Annotated in this window: 17 protein-coding genes; 4 read left to right on the top strand and 13 right to left on the bottom strand. The window is 41.1% G+C overall.

The genetic code is table 11. From position 1 onward, the window contains the following. Window positions 1-43: 43 nt before the first annotated feature. The 7 genes from PR683_RS16565 to PR683_RS16535 form a co-directional block, all read right to left on the bottom strand. Window positions 44-1,045 (bottom strand): NAD-dependent epimerase, encoded by a 1,002-nt coding sequence (locus PR683_RS16565; protein ID WP_004906856.1) that lies wholly within the window; start codon window positions 1,043-1,045, stop codon window positions 44-46. A gap of 223 nt (window positions 1,046-1,268) precedes the next feature. Then, complete coding sequence (locus PR683_RS16560) at window positions 1,269-2,933, bottom strand: LTA synthase family protein (protein ID WP_109912533.1); 1,665 nt, start codon at window positions 2,931-2,933, stop codon at window positions 1,269-1,271. Between the two features lie 69 nt (window positions 2,934-3,002). Continuing rightward, window positions 3,003-4,871 (bottom strand): selenocysteine-specific translation elongation factor, encoded by a 1,869-nt coding sequence (gene selB, locus PR683_RS16555; RefSeq protein ID WP_109912534.1) that lies wholly within the window; start codon window positions 4,869-4,871, stop codon window positions 3,003-3,005. Beyond that, window positions 4,868-6,259: an L-seryl-tRNA(Sec) selenium transferase gene (selA, locus tag PR683_RS16550; protein WP_004906852.1), complete on the bottom strand. Its 1,392-nt coding sequence runs from the start codon at window positions 6,257-6,259 to the stop codon at window positions 4,868-4,870. Before selA ends, selB begins: the two co-directional genes overlap by 4 nt. 22 nt (window positions 6,260-6,281) lie before the next feature. Beyond that, entirely contained in the window at window positions 6,282-7,217 is a 936-nt protein-coding gene (gene fdhE, locus PR683_RS16545) for a formate dehydrogenase accessory protein FdhE (RefSeq protein ID WP_004906186.1), read from the bottom strand. A 602-nt stretch (window positions 7,218-7,819) separates the two neighbouring features. After that, the gene (gene uxuA, locus PR683_RS16540; protein ID WP_109912535.1) at window positions 7,820-9,013 is read right to left on the bottom strand and encodes a mannonate dehydratase; all 1,194 of its coding nucleotides are present in this window, start codon (window positions 9,011-9,013) and stop codon (window positions 7,820-7,822) included. A 17-nt stretch (window positions 9,014-9,030) separates the two neighbouring features. Continuing rightward, window positions 9,031-9,777, bottom strand: coding sequence for an FCD domain-containing protein (locus tag PR683_RS16535; RefSeq protein ID WP_042851476.1), 747 nt, complete (start codon window positions 9,775-9,777; stop codon window positions 9,031-9,033). A 282-nt stretch (window positions 9,778-10,059) separates the two neighbouring features. Here PR683_RS16535 and manD point away from each other — a divergent pair, with 282 nt between their 5' ends. The 4 genes from manD to PR683_RS16515 all read left to right on the top strand — a co-directional run bounded on the left by manD (window position 10,060) and on the right by PR683_RS16515 (window position 15,260). Beyond that, window positions 10,060-11,274 carry a D-mannonate dehydratase ManD gene (gene manD, locus PR683_RS16530; protein ID WP_004906847.1) on the top strand — a complete coding sequence of 405 codons (1,215 nt, stop codon included), beginning with the start codon at window positions 10,060-10,062 and terminating at the stop codon, window positions 11,272-11,274. A gap of 24 nt (window positions 11,275-11,298) precedes the next feature. Next, window positions 11,299-12,321, top strand: coding sequence for a Zn-dependent oxidoreductase (locus tag PR683_RS16525; RefSeq protein ID WP_109912536.1), 1,023 nt, complete (start codon window positions 11,299-11,301; stop codon window positions 12,319-12,321). Between the two features lie 61 nt (window positions 12,322-12,382). Beyond that, on the top strand, window positions 12,383-13,792 hold the full coding sequence (locus PR683_RS16520) for an MFS transporter (RefSeq protein ID WP_004906844.1): 1,410 nt from the start codon (window positions 12,383-12,385) through the stop codon (window positions 13,790-13,792). Continuing rightward, the gene (locus tag PR683_RS16515) at window positions 13,773-15,260 is read left to right on the top strand and encodes a mannitol dehydrogenase family protein (protein WP_115168225.1); all 1,488 of its coding nucleotides are present in this window, start codon (window positions 13,773-13,775) and stop codon (window positions 15,258-15,260) included. Before PR683_RS16520 ends, PR683_RS16515 begins: the two co-directional genes overlap by 20 nt. A gap of 44 nt (window positions 15,261-15,304) precedes the next feature. Here the strand turns inward: PR683_RS16515 and PR683_RS16510 are convergent, their stop codons facing one another. The 6 genes from PR683_RS16510 to oxc all read right to left on the bottom strand — a co-directional run bounded on the left by PR683_RS16510 (window position 15,305) and on the right by oxc (window position 22,863). After that, window positions 15,305-16,018, bottom strand: a complete 714-nt coding sequence (locus PR683_RS16510) for a YoaK family protein (RefSeq protein WP_004906840.1) — start codon at window positions 16,016-16,018, stop codon at window positions 15,305-15,307. Continuing rightward, window positions 16,015-16,728 carry a potassium channel family protein gene (locus PR683_RS16505; protein ID WP_196718927.1) on the bottom strand — a complete coding sequence of 238 codons (714 nt, stop codon included), beginning with the start codon at window positions 16,726-16,728 and terminating at the stop codon, window positions 16,015-16,017. The genes PR683_RS16510 and PR683_RS16505 overlap by 4 nt, the downstream gene beginning before the upstream one ends. A gap of 94 nt (window positions 16,729-16,822) precedes the next feature. After that, window positions 16,823-18,556 carry a nitrilase-related carbon-nitrogen hydrolase gene (locus PR683_RS16500; protein WP_004906837.1) on the bottom strand — a complete coding sequence of 578 codons (1,734 nt, stop codon included), beginning with the start codon at window positions 18,554-18,556 and terminating at the stop codon, window positions 16,823-16,825. Window positions 18,557-18,780: 224 nt separating this feature from the next. Beyond that, window positions 18,781-20,037 carry a formyl-CoA transferase gene (gene frc, locus PR683_RS16495; protein WP_272581903.1) on the bottom strand — a complete coding sequence of 419 codons (1,257 nt, stop codon included), beginning with the start codon at window positions 20,035-20,037 and terminating at the stop codon, window positions 18,781-18,783. A 75-nt stretch (window positions 20,038-20,112) separates the two neighbouring features. Beyond that, complete coding sequence (gene yfdV / locus PR683_RS16490) at window positions 20,113-21,057, bottom strand: transporter YfdV (protein ID WP_004906833.1); 945 nt, start codon at window positions 21,055-21,057, stop codon at window positions 20,113-20,115. Between the two features lie 102 nt (window positions 21,058-21,159). Beyond that, window positions 21,160-22,863 carry an oxalyl-CoA decarboxylase gene (gene oxc / locus PR683_RS16485; RefSeq protein ID WP_004906831.1) on the bottom strand — a complete coding sequence of 568 codons (1,704 nt, stop codon included), beginning with the start codon at window positions 22,861-22,863 and terminating at the stop codon, window positions 21,160-21,162. Window positions 22,864-22,882: the final 19 nt, after the last annotated feature.

Here is a 22,882-nt window from a genome sequence, read left to right as displayed (position 1 = left end):
CTTGCCTCTCAAATCCTGCTAAAGATGTTACAGCTTATTGATATTATTGGTGGTAATAAGAACGATACCAATCCACAAATGCCTGAACACCCTGCTCAATAGAAACTTGTGGGCGATAACCAGTCACATTAAACAAGTCTTCTGTATCCGCCCAAGTGGTGTATACATCACCCGCTTGCATAGGTAAAAAGTTTTTAATCGCTTCTTTACCCAGTGCTTTTTCCAGTGCAGAAATAAATTCAATCAATTTAACGGGTTGACCATTACCAATATTATAGATTCGATATGGCGCGCTGCTTTCTGCCGGTGATGCCGAAGGGTTATTCGGGTTTGCTTGTGGAATTATATCTGAAATACGGATCACACCTTCGACAATATCATCAACAAAAGTGAAATCACGACTGAGATTGCCGTTATTATAGACATCGATAGGCTCGCCCGCCAAAATAGCTTTCGTAAACTTGAATAAAGCCATGTCTGGGCGCCCCCATGGGCCGTAAACCGTAAAGAAGCGCAACCCAGTCGTTGGAAGCTGGTATAAATGCGAGTAGGAGTGCGCCATTAATTCATTGGCTTTCTTCGTTGCCGCATACAGTGAAATAGGGTGATCGGTTGCCATGTCCGTGGTAAATGGCGTCTTATCGGTCACTCCGTACACCGAACTTGAAGAGGCATAGACCAAATGCTTCACTTTTGCTTGGCGACAGCCTTCTAAAATAGCGAGGTGACCAGTCAAATTACTGTCTGCATAAGCAAATGGGTTTTCCAATGAGTAACGGACCCCCGCTTGTGCTGCTAGGTGAATGACTCGGTCAAATTGCTCTTGGGTACACAATACCCGAACGGTTTCACGGTCAGTGAGGTCAAGATGAATAAAGCGAAATAAAGGGAACTGCTCCAATAAATGTAAACGGGATTGTTTAAGCCCTTGATCATAATATGCATTTAAGTTATCAATCCCAACAACTTCATGTCCGTCCTCTAATAAACGCTGGCAAAGCTTAAAACCAATAAAACCCGCACTTCCCGTGACCAAATATTTCATATTCATTGTCTTCTAGCGTTAAACCATTCTTAAGCTCTGAATGAGCACCAAATTTCACAGAAAAAATACCTAAAATTAAGACAAAAATAATAACGAATGGTTTTGTTATTAAAACAAGAAAGCCTAAAAAAATAATAAATTTTAAGAAAGTATTAATATTTTAGGTAGGAAATAACAAAAAAGAGGGGATCAGCCGTAAATATCTACGGCTGATAATAACATACTATTGCATATCACCTTTATTGGCGTTAGCCGCTTCTAAAGTTCCATAAACATAGTTACGGTAGCTATCAAGTAACTTCTGGTCTTCACAATCATTCAGCTTGCCATCACATAAGTGACGCATTTTGATGTTGGCCTCATAAAATGGGGATATTTTTAAATTCGCTCTTTCCAATAAAATACCACCTAAGAAGGAAATATCGGTTAGCTGGCCCGTTTTGATCACCGTCCCTGATTTTAAATTATCCCGTAAGGTAAATTGTGTTAAGTAAGCGGGAGATGAAAATGAAGAATTATACTGATTTAAACTAATGCCTGGTTGATGGTCACCAAAATATAAAAACATCAACGGGCGCTCACGTTTTTCAATAAAGTCTGCAAAATTGCGTATTGATGCATCTGAAGTGGCGATTTTGTCCATATAATGGCTAAATTCACCCGCAGCATCAGGGTTTTTAATTTTGTCTTTTATGCCATAGTCATCACTATGACTCTCTTTATAAGGGCCATGTTCATACATGGTAAGAGAGAAAATAAATACAGGTTTATCTGTTTCTTGAGCTAAGATTTCTTTCACGTATTTCAGCATATCATCGGTGCTGATCGTCCATAAGTTATCTTGTAGTTTTCCTGGGTAGCCAAGTTCTTGTGGTTGAATAATTCTATCAACCCCAAGCGTTTCATAGGCATGGCCTGAATGGTATGCACCTTTATTAAAAGGAGTAAGTACCACAGTATAATAACCGTTGGCCTTCATTTCTTTGAATAAGCTATTTTTAAGGTGGTCAACGATAAAATAAAATACACCGCTTTTTTGCGCACCGAAATCATCGCTATTTAAGCCAGTTAAGGCGGAGAATTCAGATAACCAAGTTCCCCCTCCAAAAGTTTGTACCCGCATCTGACTATGCGCACTTACGCCATTATCTTGCTGGAACATAAATAAATTGGGAAGCTTGGTTCCTTCAGGTAAATCATAAATATGTGGGTCAACAGTAGATTCTTGTAGTAATAAAACGATGTCTGGCTTTTCTGATACCACATTATTTTCTAGGGAGATAGCAGCTGCTTTTTTCACAAAGTAATCAGCTGAACCTGCAAATTCAGGAGACTGATAACTCGCATTTTGTGCTGACATAATAATATTGGTCACTGTCCCTCGGCCTTTTGGCAACGTCTGAGACCATCTGTCATAATAATGTGAGCTTGTGAAGTTAATACTAAAATAACCTGCAACAATAAGAACGACACCAATAACGCGAGTAATCTTTGATTTACTTGGTTTGACCAACCGCCAGCTAATAACCCCATTAATGACTAATAATATAAGCAACCCGACCAATGCGACACCCGCTAACCAATAATGACCCAAGGTCCCCATATTGGAAGTGTCCGTCATGATATTGATATCACTAAAGAAGAGTTGTTCTTTGTAATAATGAACTTTTAACTGGTTCAGGAATTTAATGATGATAAATAATGTACTGGTAATAATCACAGAAAATAACCAGCGGGCTGTTAGCACCATTAAAATACCGAATAAAACGGCATATACACTGACCGATATGAGTGCAGGATAAATTACACTACCTTTTTCAAAGACTAAGAAAAGGGAGCCAATAAAGATCAATGCCAGATAAAAGCCTGCAAATAACTTTTTCTTCATTAGTTTTACCACAAGTTTAATATTGGAGGTTGCTATGAAGCACTACTATAACGGATTAAAACACTCAATTTATTCAACGAAAATGCCTTTATCTCGTAAATGGTGACCATCGCCTTTACGACGAGTAAAACCGCTTTTATCAAAAAACTCAAGAATTTGAATCGCGAGTTTTCGACCAATCCCTAATTCGTTACGAAAATCAGCCGCAAAAATAGCTTCATTTTCCAAGCAATAACGATGAATAAGTGAAGCAAAATAATTAATTTGTTCATGACTATAATAGCGGTCACGAACTATTGCTGTAATTAACCCCATTTGTGCCGCCTTTTTTAACACGCGGCGCATCGTATCTTCTTCATAACCACTTTCTAATGCTAAATCACGCACCCACCACGCCTCATTACGTGAAAATAATGGGTATATTTGTTGCCAAATCAGCTGCTGTTGCGCATCAAAAACCAACCCATGTTGAGGCATATGCAACCAGCCACGTGTTTGCTTAATAACATTGTCAGTAATTAGGTCATCAATGAATTTAAAGGCTAATGCTTCACTCATTGAAGGCAGAGCCATACGTTTTAAACGTGCTTTGCCAACACCAATTTGGTCACTGTGTATTTCATTAAATTTTTCAAGAGTTTGAACGATATGTTCTTTCGCTATTTGCGTTTTAAATATGGATAAAACGTGATTGCCAACCCGTTCCACATCCGTTTTTGCTAATAAGTTATCTAACGCCTCATGGGTGAGCTGCCGCGCCCAACTGTAATCCCGTAAATTAAGTTCACCTTGTGGAAGTTGTAACTTAAAGTGAGCCAGTTCGTCTTGTTCTCGGCAAAGCCTAGATAACCAATCCAAAAACTCTGGGAGTCTTTTACCTCGGCGTGGGGAAACCAAACGTATCACTCGAGCCCCACCTAACGTTTGGCGAGCGCTAATATCACGAATGATTAACCGGTCATTCTCTACTAACCATAATGGGGTATCTAAAATTAATTCTGCGAGAACAGGGGTTTCTCCTTGTTCCACTAATAATGATACTCGGCCAGTGATATGGCTTGCACCATGATAGAGATGCACAGGCTGCCAGTGCTTAATTAATGTATCGCATTCCAGTTCGACAATAACCCGTGTTGCAATAAATGCGGGTTGCTCTGCAAGTAACCAATCACCTCGAGTGATATTTTCTTTATCAATATCACCTGTCAAATTTAAAGCCACACGGTCCCCCGCGACAGCGAATTCAGATATTTGGTTTTGCCGGTGAATACCTCTGACACGAACTTGCTTATCCGCCCCAGTCACCCAAAGTGACTCGCCAACGTGAATTTTTCCCGCTAACGCGGTACCAGTCACCACAATCCCTGCACCTTTAACCAAAAAAACGCGGTCAATGGCTAAACGAAAACGACGTTGGATATTGGGATGTGAACCACTTTGCTGATGAAGCTGTTGCAGATATAACCGTAGCGCATCAATGCCACGCCCATCTTCAATAGACGTAATAAATAGTTTTGCATCTGGCCAACCTTGCTGAGCCAACTCAGAGGTAACTTGCTCCGTGACCTGTTCAATTCGCGAATGATCAACTCTGTCAGCCTTCGTCAGTATGACACTGACATTTTCACAGCCCGCTAGTCTTAAAATAGAAAGGTGTTCTAGGGTTTGCGCCATTACACCATCATCACAAGCGACAACCAAAAGCGCATGATTTATACCGCCAATCCCAGCCAACATATTGGCTAAAAACTTTTCGTGTCCTGGAACGTCGATAAAACCAATCGAGCTACCATCAGGCTGCGGCCAGTAGGCATACCCTAGGTCAATGGTCATTCCGCGCTTTTTTTCCTCGGGGAGGTGTGCGGTATTTACGCCAGTAATAGCTTGAATTAATGAGGTTTTGCCATGGTCAACATGGCCTGCTGTCGCAAAAATCATGAAAGTAAAGCCTGTAATAACGCATGTTCATCATCAAGACAGCGCAGGTCAAGCCACAATTTACCTTCTTTCATACGCCCAATCACAGGTTGAGGTAACTGACGCCATTGCGTAGCGAGTTGCTCTAATGTGCTACCTTTTCCATTTAATGGTGTAAAGGTTACCGCAAAGCTTGGAAGACGGTCGATGGGAAGTGAGCCGCTACCTATTTGTGAGAGGCAATGCTCAACTTCAACAATAAATTTATCCCCGTAAAAGGCTTGTAGAGCAACAACTATGCTTTCTGCGCTATCACGAATAGTTTCAGGATCTCGTGTTAGCCAACGTAATGTGGGTAATTCTGTTGTGAGTTTTTCGGGCGTTAAATACAGTTTTAGCGTTGCTTCAAGTGCAGCTAGAACCATTTTATCAACCCGTAAAGCACGTTTTAATGGATGTTTTTGAATTGCATCAATCCATTTCTTCTTCCCTAAAATAATCCCTGCTTGTGGACCACCGAGAAGTTTATCTCCAGAAATTGAAACTAAATCAATACCTTGAGAAAGGTAACTTTGTGGCATGGGCTCTGCGGGTAGCCCATAAGCCGTCATGTCAATCATCGAACCACTGCCTAAATCAATTGCCGTTGGTAATTGGTACTTTCTACCTAGCTCTGCAAGCTCTTCACCTTCAACTTCAGCAGTAAATCCTTCAATACTGTAATTGCTGGTATGCACTTTCATTAATAGTGCAGTTTGATCATTAATCGCATTCTCATAGTCACGTAAGTGGGTCCGATTTGTTGTTCCCACTTCAACTAATTGGCAGCCAGCCTGAGCCATGACATCAGGCACTCGAAAAGCCCCGCCAATCTCAACTAATTCACCACGAGAAACAATAACTTGCTGGCCATTCGCAACCGTTGCTAACAATAATAAAACTGCAGCAGCATTATTATTAACAATACACGCATCTTCTGCGCCAGTGAGCTCACACAGTAAATCAGCAATCGCACGGTCACGATGCCCACGCATCGCGCCATCTAGAGAATATTCTAATGTGACAGGCGAACTCATCACTTGGCTAACCGCATTCACGGCTGTGGTCGACATTACCGCACGGCCTAAATTGGTATGTAACACCGTACCGGTCAAGTTAAACACGTTTTTTAGGGCACTTTGCCCTAAAGCTTGATGGCGTTGAGCTAACTCTTTTACCCAATCTTCCTGCCAGGCAGGTAATTTCCCTGCCTGTGCAATACAGGTTCGAGCTTGCTCTTGCATCTCACGTAAACATGCAGTGACCCAGTGAGCCCCTGATTGTTCAATCAATATTTGCACTTCATCGAGTTGCAATAATTTATCAATCGCAGGAAGTTGGCGATATAAAACCAAGTCTGATTCAGCCATAGTCACGATTCTCTTTTACCGCTTATTTTTCACCAGGGAACAAGAACGGATTAATACTGCTACGTGCAAAACCTTCTTCTTCCATGCGAGCATCTAAAATAATTGACGCTAAATCATCAGCGACAGCTTCAACTTTAGCTTCTTTTTCTTGATAAAGGATTTTCAGATAGCTACCACAATCACCACAGCTTTCAGCTTTAACAGCCGCATTTTCATCATCCAATGACCAATAATTCAATTTACCCGTTTGCTCACAGTTACTGCATTTAACGCGCACCATATGCCATTCAGTTTCACATAAATTACAGTGCAAATAACGTAAACCTTGTGATGTACCAATTTGCACAATACTCGACACTGGCATGCTATTACATACAGGGCAGAAATGACGATGGTCACCATGTTCTGCACGCGCTTTACCCGGGATATTTGCTGCCATTTGTGCCCAATACACCGATAATGCAGCCCAAATAAACATCGATTTATCCGCAGGAACTTTTTCAAATTCTTCATTTAGCAGCGCAGTTGCCATAGCTTCAAGTTCTGTTTCAGACGCTTTATTCAGGTTTTCTAACGCAGGGCGTACAGACTCAGGCACGACTGGCATTAATTCGGCAATAATTGCCGTCAATAATTTGTGCCAATGTGTTGTGCGTGGAAATGTTTTTGCATCCAATGGCGAATTATTGGTATTTGTTGAACGCTCAAGGATAGATGCCATATCCATTTCTAATGGATTATCATGCTGTGCATTATGTTGCGCGGTTGCCACTTCAGCGGCAAAATTCAGATAATCTGCAAAAGGATGTTCTCCCGCACCAAGTTCTTTAAGTCGCTCAGCACGGCGCTGATATAAGCTTTTTAAGTTAGGAAACAGAACTGGTGGAATAAAACCAATTCCTTTTTCTTTCAATCTTTCTTGTCCTAACTCTTCTTTAGGAACGATACGAATACCCATTGCGTTCTCTCTTTTCTATTTTTTTATAACGACAATTCCCGAGAAAAGGCTATTTATTTTCTCGAAAGCGTTTTGCTCATCATATTTATATCCGCGAAAGCGGTTCTCTAATGTTCAGGATAAAACAAAAGTCATCTTGAGGCTACTCTAGCCCCTGAATTATCCCTTCCATTAACCCGGAGTAGATCAAGGTAAATGTAAATCAGGATGATGATTGTTTTATTTGATATAAATAAATTGTTATCACTAGGATAAAAATTCTGAAGTTATGGTTTGAAGTGGTTATGACTACAAGCTTATGCTGCAAGCAGCCTTCTATTTGCAACAGGAATAGGTATTTCACTCTTATCTCAGGTGTTTTTTATTGCCGTTCTTCAATAAGAAATAAATAAAAACATAAATATATTTAATATCATATCTACTGTACCTTTTAGATAAAAATAAATATAAAAAGCATTTATGGTCAATAGAATACGCGACCAAATACTATTCGGTCGCGTAACAATGAAATAACAGTTTTGCTTCTTTAGGGGTATAACAGTCCCTTTGGTATCATCAAAATACCAAATAAAAAGCCAATATTGTTAACAATGAATTAGGTTTTAGATTTTCAGTAATTCAGGGTAATACATACGCTTAATTGCGAGCTCTAAACCTCTAACTTCTGCTAAACCTTTTAAGCGCCCAATAGCGGAATAGCCTGGATTGGTCACCTTTTTCAAATCATCTAAAATTTGGTGGCCATGGTCTGGTCTCATTGGAATGGGTGCAAGCCCCGCAGCATAGCGTTTTTGTTCAACCGCTAAAATGGCTTTGACCACTTCAAACATATCAACATCACCTGCAATATGATTGCCTTCATGGAAGGTATTCGGGTTATTTTCTCTCACCGTTGAACGTAAGTGCGTGAAATGAATGCGATCACCAAATTCATTAATCATTTTTACTAGGTCGTTATCGGCTCGTACACCATAAGAACCTGTGCACATAGTAAACCCATTATGAATACTATCGCAGCTTTGCTTAATAAACCGCATATCTTCAATGGTAGAAACAATACGTGGCAGGCCTAAAATTGGGCGTGGAGGGTCATCAGGGTGAATAGCTAAAACCACATTTTCTTCTTCACAGACAGGAACGATTTTCTGCAAGAAATAACGTAAGTTCTCACGTAACTGATTTTCATCAATATTATTATACAGCGCCAAGCGCTCACGGAATTGGTCTAATGTATAACCTTCTTCCGCACCCGGTAGCCCTGCGATGATGGTTTTAATCAGGTTTTCAATGTCATCAGATGACATATTGGCATAATACTCAGCCGCTTCTTTAACTTCTTGTTCTGAATAACTCTCTGCCGCATTTTCACGCTTTAAAATATGAATTTCAAACGCAGCAAAAGCAATATTATCAAACCGTAACGCTTTGGAGCCATCCGGTAGCGTGTAAGCAAGGTCAGTACGCGTCCAATCTAGAATTGGCATAAAATTATAGCAAATGGTCTTAATACCACAGGATGCTAAATTACGAATACTCTGTTGGTAATTTTGAATATAGAGATCAAAATTACCTTGTTGAGTTTTAATATCTTCGTGAACAGGAATACTTTCCACGACAGACCAAACTAACCCAGCATCTTCAATAATAGCCTTACGCTTTAAAATCTCCTCGACACTCCAAACTTCACCGTTAGGAATATGGTGGAGCGCAGAGACGATACCTGTCGCCTCTGCTTGCCTAGCATCACTTAAAGAAACAGGGTCATTAGGACCGTACCAACGCCACGTATGCTCCATGAGTACTTCTCCTTCGATTATTCAAAAATAGTCTGATAAGGAATTGTTTCAAATAGGTAACCATCAAAATTGGGGTCATCAAAATCAGAAAGCTGCATTAGCGTATTTTTGACATTCTCTAAATGCTGCCACATCTCTTTTTTAGCCAACTCCGGATCACGTTTTTGTAGTGCATTTAAAATATTTTCATGATCAACCAACCACTTTTTTCGGTAAGTCGTGTTGTCAATATGTTCGTGAAGCTTATCCCACATAGGGCTTTGTAACCGCACAGCCCAGATATCATCAATAATCTTCGCCATCATGTCATTCTTGCTTGCGCGAGCAATTAACACATGGAACTTATGATCATTAGCATCGTCACTTTCATTATTCGCGACTTTGATTCGCTCATCTTCTAATAATGCGCGGATCTCTTGGATATCGGCTTTTGTTGCTGACAAAGCAGCGCATGCAGCTATTGCACTTTCAATCACTTGGCGAGCTTGCAGTATTTCAAAAGGGCCATGATCTAAACTTTTAATTTCATCAATCAATAGGTCTGGATGATTAATGACATAAACCCCAGAACCTTTCTTGATAGAAACCAATTTTTCAATTTCCAACATGATGAGTGCTTCACGTACCAATGAGCGACTAACATCATATTTTTTAGCGATCTCACGCTCTGGCATTAAACGACTTCCTATCGGATATTCACCAGATGCAATGAGCTCTTTTAACTGCTGACCTAGGTATTGGTACGAGCGGTATTGAGTTTTCATATATATGTACAACGCGTTGTCGAATTAAATTTAGTTCTTCCATTGTAGATTATCGTCCCTCATTACAATGGTCAACCAATTTATCCACTATTTCCGCAAAATTAGTTAACCAATTTGTGATCAGATTCACTTATTGTCGTCTTTTTAGTCATTGTTTTTTAATTTACCGATTGATAGAGTGAAAAAAAGAGAATTTGGTCAACCAATAAATAAACCACTTTGAGTATTTCATGGTAATTTGGTTGATCAGTTGGTTAACAAGTAATAGGGATTTGGGCCAAAATGAAAATTATAAAAGCAGAAGTCTTTGTATGTAGCCCCGGTCGTAATTTTGTCACATTAAAAATTACAACCGATGAAGGCGTATATGGATTAGGTGATGCCACCCTTAACGGGAGGGAGCTCTCTGTAGCATCCTATCTTCAAGATCACCTCTGTCCTCAGCTAATAGGCCGTGACCCACATAAAATTGAAGATATTTATCAGTTCTTCTATAAGGGAGCTTACTGGCGTAGAGGCCCAGTTACGATGTCCGCCATTTCTGCGATTGATATGGCACTGTGGGATATTAAAGGCAAAATTGCCAACCTTCCGGTCTATCAGTTACTCGGTGGCGCTTCTCGTGAAGGAGTGATGGTTTATTGCCACACCACGGGTACCGATATTGCTGAAACACTAGATAACTACGCAAAATATAAAGAAAAAGGTTTTAAAGCGATCCGTGTGCAGTGTGGCATTCCAGGAATGGCAACTACCTATGGACAGAGTAAAGGAAAAAACCTTGCTTATGAACCTGCCACAAAAGGCCATCACCCCGAAGAACAACTTTGGTCAACCGAAAAATATCTGGATTTTATGCCCAAACTGTTTGAAGCCGTTCGGGACAAATACGGATTTAATGAACACCTTCTACACGATATGCACCATCGCTTGACCCCTATTGAAGCGGCTCGCTTCGGTAAAAGTATTGAAGATTATCGATTATTTTGGATGGAAGACCCAACACCAGCAGAAAACCAAGCTTGTTTTAGATTAATTCGTCAACATACCGTCACCCCAATCGCCGTAGGTGAAGTTTTTAATAGCATTTGGGATTGTAAACAACTGATTGAAGAGCAACTCATCGATTATATCCGCACCACAATTACCCATGCCGGAGGTATTACAGGCATGCGCCGAATTGCGGACTTTGCATCGCTTTACCAAGTCAGAACCGGTTCTCATGGTCCATCTGACCTATCCCCAATTTGCCATGCTGCCGCCTTACACTTTGACCTTTGGGTACCCAATTTCGGCGTTCAAGAGTTTATGGGCTATTCAGAAGAAATGTTGTCCGTATTTACGACTAACTGGACGTTCAACGATGGTTATATGCACCCAAGTGATAAGCCCGGTTTAGGTATCGATTTTGATGAAAAACTGGCAGCGAAATACCCGTACAACCCAGCTTATCTTCCAGTCGCTCGTCTCGAAGACGGCACGTTGTGGAACTGGTAATTTTTATTTTATTCGGAGTCAAATATGAAAGCTGTAAAATCGGTAGTAATCAAAGAACCCAATACATTATTGATTGAAGAACGTTCAGTTCCTGAACCGGCTGAAAACCAAGTACAAATAAAAGTTCGCTTAGCTGGCATTTGTGGTTCTGACAGCCATATCTACCGTGGCCATAACCCATTTGCAAAATATCCACGTGTGATTGGCCATGAGTTTTTCGGTGTCATTGAAAAAGTGGGTTCAGGCATAGATAGCAAACGCATTGGTGAACGAGTCTCTATCGACCCTGTCCTTAGCTGTGGTCATTGTTACCCATGCTCAATTGGTAAACCAAATGTGTGTGAAACACTAGAAGTATTGGGTGTTCATACTGATGGCGGGTTCACTGAATATGTCAATGTCCCTGCGGCTAATGCTTATACTATTCCTGATTCAATCAGCGATGAGTGTGCCGTTACCGTTGAGCCATACTCTATTGCCGCCAACGTGACTTCGCATGTTCATCCAACTCAAGATGACATCGCATTAGTCTATGGTGCGGGTACGATTGGGTTAACCTGCGCACAGGTTCTCAAAGGGGTTTATCAAGTCAAAACCTTGATCATGGTTGACCGCGTGGCTGAGCGTTTAGCTAGAGCAAAAGATTGTGGTGCTGATATTGTCATTGATAACTCACAAACCCCACTACCAGATCAACTCAAAACACTGGGTCTTCGCCCAACGTTAGTACTTGATGCAGCTTGCCATCCCGCTATCTTACAAGAAGCCGTCTTGATTGCTTCTCCCGCAGCAAGAGTTTCTATTATGGGCTTTTCAAGTGAAGCAAGTGCCGTTACACAGCAAAGTATCACCAGCAAAGAGATTTCATTGTTTTCTTCACGTTTGAATGCCAAAAAATTCCCTGAGGTGATTAGCTGGATAGAATCTAAAAAAATTGACCCAACGAAAATCTTGACGCATCAGTTCCCATTCACTGAAGCGCAAGAGGCAATCTTAACCTTTGAAAAAGACCAGAAAACCTGCTGTAAAATTCTTTTAACCTTTTAATTTAATTAAAAAAACTAAATCCGATTTGGATACTACCCTACGTGATTAATAGGATAATAATATGAATACTCAGTCAATTGACCCATCAGGGAAAGTGGAACGCAGTTCTGGCGATCTAACCAAAGCTGCAGTTTCTGGCTGGCTAGGAACCGCTCTAGAGTTTATGGATTTCCAGCTTTACTCGTTAGGTGCAGCACTTGTTTTCCATGAAATATTTTTCCCTGAACAATCCGCTTCAATGGCATTAATTCTTGCGATGGGAACTTACGGTGCCGGATATGTCGCACGTATTGTTGGTGCGATTTTCTTTGGTCAAATGGGCGACCGAATCGGCCGTAAAAAAGTACTCTTTATCACCATCACCATGATGGGGGTGTGTACTACATTAATCGGGGTATTACCAACCTACGCACAGGTAGGTATCCTCGCACCGCTGTTATTAGTTCTCTTGCGAATTATTCAAGGCTTAGGGGCAGGCGCTGAAATTTCGGGTGCAGGTACCATGCTAGCAGAATATGCACCAAAAGGCCGTCGTGGTATTGTGGCCTCATTAGTGGGTCTGGGAACAAACTGTGGCACATTAAGCGCAACTGCAATTTGGGCTGTCATGTTCTTCTGGTTAGATAAGTCAGACTTATTGGCTTGGGGCTGGCGTGTACCTTTCTTGGCAAGCTTCGTGGTAATGCTGTTTGCAGTATGGTTACGACTGAATCTGAAAGAAAGCCCTGTATTTGAGAAAGTGCAAAATACGGAAGAACAAGAAGCCAAAGTTGCAGTACAAACACCACCGAAAGAAAGTTTCTTTGCCATGTTTAAATCTAAAGCATTTTGGTTAGCGACTGGCATTCGTTTCGGTCAAGCAGGTAACTCTGGGTTAATTCAAACTTTCTTAGCAGGATATTTGGTTCAAAGCCTGTTGTTTGATAAGAGTATTCCAACTGATGCGATCATGATCAGCTCCGTTGTCGGTTTCCTAACTATTCCTGTGATTGGTCTGATATCCGATAAATTTGGTCGTCGTATTCCTTATATTATTCTTAGCTTATCTGCTATGTTGCTCGCCTATCCGATGTTATCTGTCATCGTCGATGGTGCGAACAGTGTTAGCTTAATTACCATCTGTATTATTATCGTTCATAACTGTTCAGTACTCGGATTATTTGCCTTAGAAAATATTACGATGGCTGAAATGTTCAACTCACGTAATCGCTTCACCGGTATGGCTGTGGCCAAAGAAATTGGTGGCTTAATTGCCTCTGGCTTAGGCCCAGTTCTAGCAGGTATTTTCTGTAGTGTCACCGGAAGCTGGTGGCCAATTGCCATCATGATCATCATTTACTCTGCCATTTCATTAATCAGCGCCATCATCATGCCTGAAGTGAAAGATCGTGATTTAACCAGTACGTTGGATGCTGTTGAAGAGGCTGAACAACAAAAAGGTAAAGTGAAATATGCAACTGTCAACCAATAACCTAAACCAATTACCTGCGAATATCAAAGTACCAAGCTATGATAGGGAGCAGATAAAGGTAAAAATGCTTCACTTAGGTTTCGGCGCGTTCCATCGCGCCCACCAAGCCATCTTTGCGGATATTTTAGCTACAGAACAGCAGAGTAATTGGGGTTTTTGCGAAGTCAATTTAGTCGGTGGCGAGCAACAAATTGAAGATTTACTCGCTCAAGATTGCCTTTATAACGTAGTTGAAATGCAAGGCGATAATTGGCAAACCCGTACGGTGGGGGTGGTAAAAGAAGCATTACACCCAACCATTCACGGAATTGATGCTGTTATCAATCGCATGTTAGACCCTAACATTGCCATCGTTTCCATGACTGTTACTGAAAAAGGTTATTGCTATGTACCCGCGACAGGCTCGATTGATTTTGCTAACCCCGCTATCGCACATGATTTAGCCTCACCAAATGCTCCAAAATCATTGCCGGGCCTGATTGTTGAAGCGTTAAAACGCCGTAAAGCACTGGGTATTGCACCATTTACAGTCATGTCCTGTGATAATATGCCTGAAAATGGCCATATCACGAAAAATGTCATTTTAGCGATGGCCGCAAAACAGGATATCGCACTGGCCAATTGGATTGAAGCCAACGTCACTTTTCCATCTACCATGGTGGATAGAATTGTACCTGCCATGACACCAGACACTGCAGAGAAAATTCAATCTCAACTGGGCCCTATCGTCGATAACGTCGCCATTGCCTGTGAGCCATTTCGCCAGTGGGTGATTGAAGATAATTTTGTCGCGGGTCGTCCTGAGTGGGAAAAAGCGGGCGCTCAATTAGTGACAGATGTCATTCCATTTGAAGAAATGAAACTGCGTATGTTAAATGGTAGCCACTCTTTCCTTGCATATTTAGGTTATTTGGCTGGTTATCAATACATTAATGAGTGCATGCAGGATAGCGCTTATGAAAAAGCGGCTTATCACTTGATGGTCAATGAGCAAGCGCCAACGTTATCCATCAAAAATGTGGATTTACCCGCCTATGCTAATGCCCTGATTGAGCGTTTCAAAAATACGGGGTTGAAACATCGTACTTGGCAAATCGCGATGGATGGAACGTTGAAATTATCTCAACGTTTACTCGACTCTATCCAAATTCATCTTAAAAACGGCCGATCATTTGATTATTTAGCCTTAGCGGTTGCAGGATGGATGCGTTATGTCAGCGGAAAAGATGATCATGGTGCAGAAATTCAAGTCAGCGACCCACAGGCTGTAAAATTGGCTGAACTAGTTGCAAACAGCACTGATGATGAAAGTCGTGTTCATGCACTGCTTTCTCTCAACAGTTTGTTTACCAAAGAACTCGTTAATAATTCGTTGTTTACTGAAAAGGTGACTGCATTCTACCTTTCACTACGTGATAACGGTGCCCAAAAAACGGTTGAAGCGCTTAACCACCAGCACGCCTTGTAACAACATCTTAGTAGGCGGGGCTTCCCCCGCCTCTTTCACTCAAACTAGTTTGAATCTATTGGCATTCCTTTATTTTCTTTCGAAAACTGATGTCCAAAGAAAAATATCAAACACAATGGGATTAATGTAGCAAATAAAGCGTATTCCTTTGCAAAATCAGCTAATAACACCATCATGAAAGCCCCGCCAGCAAAACCCAATAGCGTCAGAAAATAACAATAACTTTTATATAATGCACTTTTTCTTTCTTGGCCTTTAAATGCAATAGATTCTGCCAATGAACTAAAGCCAAGTTGCACATTCAAAGTAACCGCAATATTGCCATATAGCATGCCATTAATCTTATGAAACGCATTACCTTGCATTCCCGCAATAAAAGAAAGAGCCCAAACAGCATGAAACCCATTTGACTGTACGTTAAATAAAAAAATATAAATAATAAGTAATAATAAAAGGACAATTTCCAGTGACAATAACGTAAATGTCCAAGTTTTTTCATCAGTATTATAGCGATAACGGATCCATGCCAACAGCATTGCTCCCGCACCAAAGGAAATAATAGAAATAATATAAGGCATCACTGCGGTTAGGCCGTGCTTAGCAAACTCATAGCCTAACATAATAATATTGCCTGACTGAAAAGTAGCGAATGATTTAGTCGTAAAAAAGGCATATCCATCGAGCATTCCTGACGCAATAGCTAATAAAAATGCGATAGTGGGTAGCTGCATAAAAGGAACTTTTGGAGAGGAAATCATAGTTTACTTACCTGTCTTGATGATTCTTTTTCTGACTGACTTAGTCGACTAATAATCGAGGTGATGTATACCGTAAAAATAGGAAAAACCGTCATACCGGTAGCCGCTAGAATAGTGGTAATGACTTTGCCAGCACTCGTCACAGGGATAATATTTGAACCCAATGTGGTGACAGTCATTGCCGCCCACCAAATGGCATCCCCATACGTTTTAACATCAACATTAAGACCCCTTTCGAAAATGTAAAAAATTAAGCTAATAAAATAAACCGTTGAAAATAACAAAATCATATAAGATAAAAATAATGCTGTCGTATTTCGTTTTACAACCATCATCATAAGCATGACAAACGCTGCACCACCACGAAATAAGGGGATAAACCGAATAAGATAAATTTGCTCCTCAGTAAATTTTATCGATGTGTAATCCAATATGGTTAAATACGGAACAGATAACAAAACGATAATCGCGTATTTTTTGACAAACTTTTTTTTATTTTTTGAAATAAATAAAAAAATAAAAAAATCACATGTAAAATAAATACAGATCCAAAATTGAATATCAAAGTAAATTGACCGCTTAAGAAAGGGGTCATGATTAAAGGTTTCAATAGAAATACTCGCTATTAAAACCAACGAGGCCACAATCCCTAAAAAATGAAGTGTTTTAATCCACGTTTCTTGACTACCAAACTGTCGAAAAGTCAGCATATTAATAATCTAATTATTGAAGCCATTAATAGGGCTTTTATTCATGATAAGATCCCGTTGCTATTTCTCTAACAACAACGGGAAAATATAAACATTACTGTGTTAACGGGGGAAACCAAATAGCTTGCTGACCACTCACCAACCGTTCTTGGTTAATCCACGTAAAAGGAGCAGGTACCTGAGCTTGCAAACGCACATCTTCAGCCCCTCGTTGTGCTGTTAAGGTTGGAGTAAGCACGACAGGCTCTGGCCCATAAATAGCCGCTGACGTAGAATCACGTTCGTTTCGTCCTCCACAAACCACCCATAATTGGTTTAATGTCGCGATGGCATAAGGGATAAAATCGGCACGTCCTGTCGGCGGCTCTTCAACCGAAAAAAGATGGCTATCAATTTCTACTTTTAAATCACTCGGGATACCGGCTGGCGCAGCAAGGATATCAGCGCGTAACGTACTGTATAACCCCCCTAATTCAGGAACATCTAATTCATGTGCAGCCGCCAGTGCAATACGCCCAATTGGCGTTGCTGTCACACTCACAGAACTACCCGCTGTTGCCCAGCCACTATCTCGCTCATTAAGATGTGTAACGCGATAGCGCGCTAATATTTCCCCTAATGGCCCTGCAAGCACCACCGTATGGAACAATCTATCCGTTTCAATTTCAGGGTAGCTTCCAACAATATACCCTTTCCCCTTTTGAGCCGCCTTACTCAATGTTTGCTCAAAAATGCCCCCTTGTTGTTCGGCATAAGACAAAATAATGTTGGGATCGTTGGTATAAGGTAGCGCAGAAAGCTCAGGAAGAACCAGCAGCTCATTTTCTCCCACTTGGATTGAGTCTAGCTTAGAAACTGATTTTTCCCACTGCGCCGCAATCAGCGTTGTTTGCGTTATTGTTGATGTGGCATTGATATCTGTCGGGCTACGATGAAAAGCAAGCATTGGGAAATATAATTCAGGCCGACGCTTCGCCAGTAATGCATCGCGCTGTTTATCCGCTTCATCTAAGTCAATCATCGCACTGTATATGCCATTTAACCCCGGTTCTAACTCTAATGGGCTAAGCACTGGAGATTGAGCCACTTTATGTCCTGATGGCGCCCATACGCTCGAACCACCATTATAATAGAGCTGCCCTTTGGTAATTGGATTAGTTTCAATTCCACTACGTGTTGCACAAATTACCCAGACACCATTGAAAGCACTCATATGCTGTACATGGGCAACGGTTGAGTGATCCCCAAGCATTTCAGCAGGACTCGCGTTAGGCATCATTCGATCGGATACTGAATGCCAACCAATGATTTGTGCCCCTTCTAATGCGGCTAACCGTACATATTGCCAGTAAGTATCATCATAACAAATCAGTAATGCAATACGGCCAATCGGTGTTTCAAAGGTTTTGACGCCGGTATTACCAGGAGCAAACACTTTTTGATCTTGAGAATTTAGGCCTATTTTACGATATTTACCAATAATGCCTTCCGGCCCCATCAAAACAGCTGAATTATAAGCCAGTCCAGTTTCGCTATCCCGCTCCGCGATACCCACACTCATATACATTCCTGTTCGAGCCAGTACAGGCAGTATTGCAGCAGTCGTTTTTCCCGGGATAGTATCTAAATAAGGTGCTAATTCTGTAGAGTCCGAAAATAAATAACCACTCACTGCCGTTTCTGGAAATACAGCATAATTTACCCCTTGAGCGGCCACTTTTTCTGCCGCTTCAACTAAACGTTGAATATTTCCATTTAAATCTCCCCATGCAGGAATAAAATCAACGGCTGCCACCTTACTACTTTTTTTTATTTCAGCAATACTCATACAATAATCCTTATTCAAAGAATTTATTAGTAAATAAATAATTTTTTGCTATTAATAAAAATAAATATTAAATAGGAAGAACATTTCTATAATTCCAAATAATTTAGGTAATAATAGCTTGAGTGTAGCGGCTATATTTGAATGCATCGAGTATCTAAATATAGCCGCTAATATTAATTTTCTTTTTTAGAGAGTCATATTAAGAGCGAATTTAATGTTATTAATTAAATAACATTATTTTTTTTCATTTCCATAATTTGTTCATCACTATAACCAAGCTCTTTTAACACTTCGTTATTATGTTCCCCTAACAATGGAGCACTTTTAATTTCAGGAATAAACGCTGAAAACTTCATTGGGCAACCCACCGTTAAATATGAGCCTCGTTTTGGTTGTTGAACCTCGACAATTGAGCCACTACGACGCAAAGAAGGGTCTTCCATAATTTCTTTCATACTTAATACTGCAGAACATGGCACATCAAACTGATCAAAATAATCGGTTAGTGCATGTTTATCTTTGTCTTTGGCGATTTCTTCGATTGCATCCCATACATCTTGGATATGGCTTGCACGTGCCTGTGTAGTAGCAAAAGCAGGGTCAGTCTTCCATTCTGGGCGCCCAATTGCATCACAGGTATTTTCCCAATTATGATCTTGATTAATAAAATAAATATAGGCATTTGGATCAACATCACTGCCTTTACATTTGAGCATCGTCCCCGGCTGGCCACCCCCACTCGAATTTCCCCCACGGGGAACTGCATCACCAAATGTTCCATTGGAATATTGAGGATACTCCTCTAAGAAACCGAGTTTTTCTAAACGTTGTTGATCACGTAATTTCACACGACATAAATTAAGCACCGCATCTTGCATCGACATCGTAACACGTTGCCCTTTACCTGTTTTTTCTCGGTGTAATAATGCCGTCAGTATGCCTATCAATAAATGCATCCCCGTGTTACTGTCCCCCAAGGCCGCAGCGCTTACCGTCGGAGGGCCATCAGGAAAACCTGTCGTTGATGCGGAACCTCCTGCAGATTGAGCAACATTTTCATAGGCTTTAACATTCGCATAGGGTGAATTTTCATTAAACCCTTTAATCGAGCCAAAAATTAACCGAGGATTAAGTTCTTGGATGTACTCCCACGTAAACCCCATATGGTCGATAGCCCCCGGATGAAAATTTTCAACTAATACATCAGACTGACGTATTAATTTCTCCATCACGGCTTTTCCCTCTGGGGTTTTGGTATTAAGCTCTAAAGAGCGTTTATTACTATTTAACATCGTAAAATATAACGCATCGACATCAGGGATATCTCGTAATTGATTACGAGTTACATCCCCAACCCCTGGACGTTCAATTTTGATTACATCAGCACCGAACCAAGCAAGCATTTGTGTACAAGATGGGCCTGACTGGACTCCAGTAAAATCAAGAACACGTATCCCATCAAGCGGTTTTGAAGAAGTCATAATTCACCTTTTTACAAAACTGCCATGGCGTCATTTCTCACGCCATGGCAACTCATTTTGACCTATTTATTCTTTCTATGAAACAAGTCGAGAGATATAGATCCACGCTGGAGCTGCGATGATAAAACCAAGCACACTCACCGCCAGCGATGCTGTTCCTGTCCGGGTATACAGATTAAAGCGACTCGCAATAATTATTCCAGAGAAAGCAGGTGGCAACGCCCCGGCTAATACCATCATTTGCAGTTGCTCTGTCCCCATATTAAACATCATACCTGCCAGTAACATTAACCCTGGCATTAACACTAGCTTTAATAACGTGTTATAGACAATCTCACCATCGAACTCGAACTTATTCGCGGCTAATGTCAGGCCCGCAGCAAATACCGCAACACCGGAGTTTGCTTTCGCAATTAAATCAAATGTCGGGTCCCAAACCGTTGGAATTTTCACACCAACCAGTACCAAAGCAGTCGCGAGTACCGGAGCCCATACGACAGGTTCTTTAAAGGCTGAGATTAATGCATCCATACCGCCACCGCCTTTTTTCCCTTCTGCATCAGATGGGTTCAGTAAGAACAAGCCGATAGGGATTGTAATGGCATTAACGATGATGGATATAATGGCAACAACTAACCCCGTTGAAACGGTTTCACCATAAATAGGGTCTAGAACCGCAAACCCTAAGAAACCAATTGTCGGAGAACCTGCAATTAATGCACATACCGCAGCTTCGCCACGACTATGTTTAAAAATATATTTACAGCTAAAGAAAGAGAAAAAGAAACAAACGAGCAAGACCACAAATGAAATAATAGTCAATTTAGCGTCTGCAAATATCATTTCTCGATTAGCACGCGCGATAGACACAAATAATGCAGCAGGTAATGCGTAATTTAATACCAACTTATTAAATGCTTTCGCTTGGTCACTGGTAAACACATTTCGTTTACCACTCACATAACCTAGTACCATAATAATAATGATAGGTAATAGGTCGCTCATAAAAATCTTATACATAAAATCAGCCATAAGACCCACCTATTTGGCAATAAGACCCCGTACGCAGCTCATCAATATGAGCCGCGTAAGGTAATCTTTGTTAGTTAACGTGATGCTGCGTTAATTCTTCACTACAGACTTCGGATTTAAATTACCAATATGGCCACTTTCCGTTCCAACAGCAGGGTCAATAACGACATTTATCAAGGTTGGATGACCCGATGTTAAACCTGCCTTCAAGGCTTCCTGTATCTCTGCTGGCGTTGTTGCTTGATAACCAATGCCACCAAAAGCCTCGATCATTTTGTCATAACGCGCTCCACCCATTAAAACTGTAGGGGAAGGGTCTTGGTCACCATGGAGATTTACGCCATCACCACGGTAAATCCCACCATTATTGAAAATCAAAATGGTGACAGGCAATTTGTAACGACAAATCGTTTCAATTTCCATACCACTAAAGCCGAATGCACTATCGCCTTCAATCGCTACAACAGGCTTACCACTGGTTACAGCAGCACCAACTGCATAGCCCATTCCAACGCCCATCACGCCCCAGGTTCCACAATCTAAGCGTTTACGTGGTTGGTACATATCAATAATATTTCGTCCGTTATCAAGCGTGTTAGCACCTTCATTGACGACATAAACATCTTGGTGATCGACCAGCACATCACGGATTGCACGTAAGGCGTTAAAGTAATTCATAGGAGAAGTGTCAGTGTTTAACTTAACTGCCATTTTCTCGACATTAATTTTCTTGTGCTCATCAATACTAGCAAGCCATTCCGTTGGAGATTTAACAGGGATTGATTTAAGCCCTGCCAATAAAGACTCGATACTTGAGTAAATATCACCAACAACAGGTGCGGTTATTGGGCGGTTACTATCAATTTCAGAAGGTTCAATATCTAACTGAATGAATTGAGTTTCTGGTGACCAGTGCTTACCTTTACCATGATCAAGTAACCAATTAAGGCGAGCTCCCATTAACACCACAACATCCGCACTGGATAAGGCATATGAACGAGCAGATGCCGCTGACTGAGGATGCGTATCTGGTAACAGCCCTTTTGCCATTGACATCGGTAAATAAGGGATACCCGTCGTTTCAATAAATTGACGAATATTGTCATCCGCTTGAGCATAAGCGGCGCCTTTACCCAAAATAATTAATGGCCGCTTAGCTGAGGCGAGCAGCTTAAGGGCTTTATTCACTGAATCGGGTGATGGAATTTGTCTTGGCGCAGGGTCTTCGACTGTAAAAATGGTTTTATCCGCCGCGTCTTTATCCATCACGGCAGACAACACTTCCGTTGTTAAATCAAGATAAACTCCACCTGGACGGCCTGATACCGAAGCACGGATTGCTCGCGCGAGTGCGATACCAAGGTCTTCGGGTTTATTCACACGGTAAGACGCTTTTACAAAGGGTTTTGCCGTGTTCATTTGGTCTAATTCTTCGTAATCACCCTGCTGCAAATCAATTATTGCTCTGTCGCTCGAACCACTGATTTGAATCATTGGAAAACCGTTGGTGGTTGCATTAGCCAGCGCCACCATGCCATTTAAAAAACCAGGCGCCGAAACCGTTAAGCAGATACCCGGTTTTTGGGTGATAAAACCACTAATTGCAGCCGCATTACCCGCGGATTGTTCATGGCGAAATCCAATATAGCGAATACCTTCAGCTTGTGCATGCCTTGCCATGTCAGTCACTGGAATTCCAACAACACCGTAGATTGTATCAATGCCATTTTTTTTAAGCGCATCGACAATAATATGCATACCATCAGTCAGGTTTTGGGTTTGATCAGCAGACATGTCTACCTCATAATTAACT

It is taken from the genome of Providencia sp. PROV269 (genome assembly GCF_028477785.1).
Classification (GTDB): Bacteria; Pseudomonadota; Gammaproteobacteria; order Enterobacterales; family Enterobacteriaceae; genus Providencia; species Providencia rettgeri.
The sequence above is the reverse complement of the archived record's forward strand: the minus strand, read 5'-3'. Positions and strand labels throughout refer to the sequence as shown.

Coding starts and splice junctions, on each gene's coding strand:
- PR683_RS16565 (WP_004906856.1), bottom strand. CDS start 1,045: ATGAAATATTTGGTCACGGGAAGTGCGGGTTTTATTGGTTTTAAGCTT.
- PR683_RS16535 (WP_042851476.1), bottom strand. CDS start 9,777: ATGAAAACTCAATACCGCTCGTACCAATACCTAGGTCAGCAGTTAAAA.
- selB (WP_109912534.1), bottom strand. CDS start 4,871: ATGATTTTTGCGACAGCAGGCCATGTTGACCATGGCAAAACCTCATTA.
- PR683_RS16500 (WP_004906837.1), bottom strand. CDS start 18,556: ATGAGTATTGCTGAAATAAAAAAAAGTAGTAAGGTGGCAGCCGTTGAT.
- fdhE (WP_004906186.1), bottom strand. CDS start 7,217: ATGGGTATTCGTATCGTTCCTAAAGAAGAGTTAGGACAAGAAAGATTG.
- yfdV (WP_004906833.1), bottom strand. CDS start 21,057: ATGTATAAGATTTTTATGAGCGACCTATTACCTATCATTATTATTATG.
- PR683_RS16510 (WP_004906840.1), bottom strand. CDS start 16,018: ATGATTTCCTCTCCAAAAGTTCCTTTTATGCAGCTACCCACTATCGCA.
- PR683_RS16560 (WP_109912533.1), bottom strand. CDS start 2,933: ATGAAGAAAAAGTTATTTGCAGGCTTTTATCTGGCATTGATCTTTATT.
- PR683_RS16505 (WP_196718927.1), bottom strand. CDS start 16,728: ATGCTGACTTTTCGACAGTTTGGTAGTCAAGAAACGTGGATTAAAACA.
- selA (WP_004906852.1), bottom strand. CDS start 6,259: ATGGCTGAATCAGACTTGGTTTTATATCGCCAACTTCCTGCGATTGAT.
- manD (WP_004906847.1), top strand. CDS start 10,060: ATGAAAATTATAAAAGCAGAAGTCTTTGTATGTAGCCCCGGTCGTAAT.
- PR683_RS16520 (WP_004906844.1), top strand. CDS start 12,383: ATGAATACTCAGTCAATTGACCCATCAGGGAAAGTGGAACGCAGTTCT.
- uxuA (WP_109912535.1), bottom strand. CDS start 9,013: ATGGAGCATACGTGGCGTTGGTACGGTCCTAATGACCCTGTTTCTTTA.
- oxc (WP_004906831.1), bottom strand. CDS start 22,863: ATGTCTGCTGATCAAACCCAAAACCTGACTGATGGTATGCATATTATT.
- PR683_RS16525 (WP_109912536.1), top strand. CDS start 11,299: ATGAAAGCTGTAAAATCGGTAGTAATCAAAGAACCCAATACATTATTG.
- PR683_RS16515 (WP_115168225.1), top strand. CDS start 13,773: ATGCAACTGTCAACCAATAACCTAAACCAATTACCTGCGAATATCAAA.
- frc (WP_272581903.1), bottom strand. CDS start 20,037: ATGACTTCTTCAAAACCGCTTGATGGGATACGTGTTCTTGATTTTACT.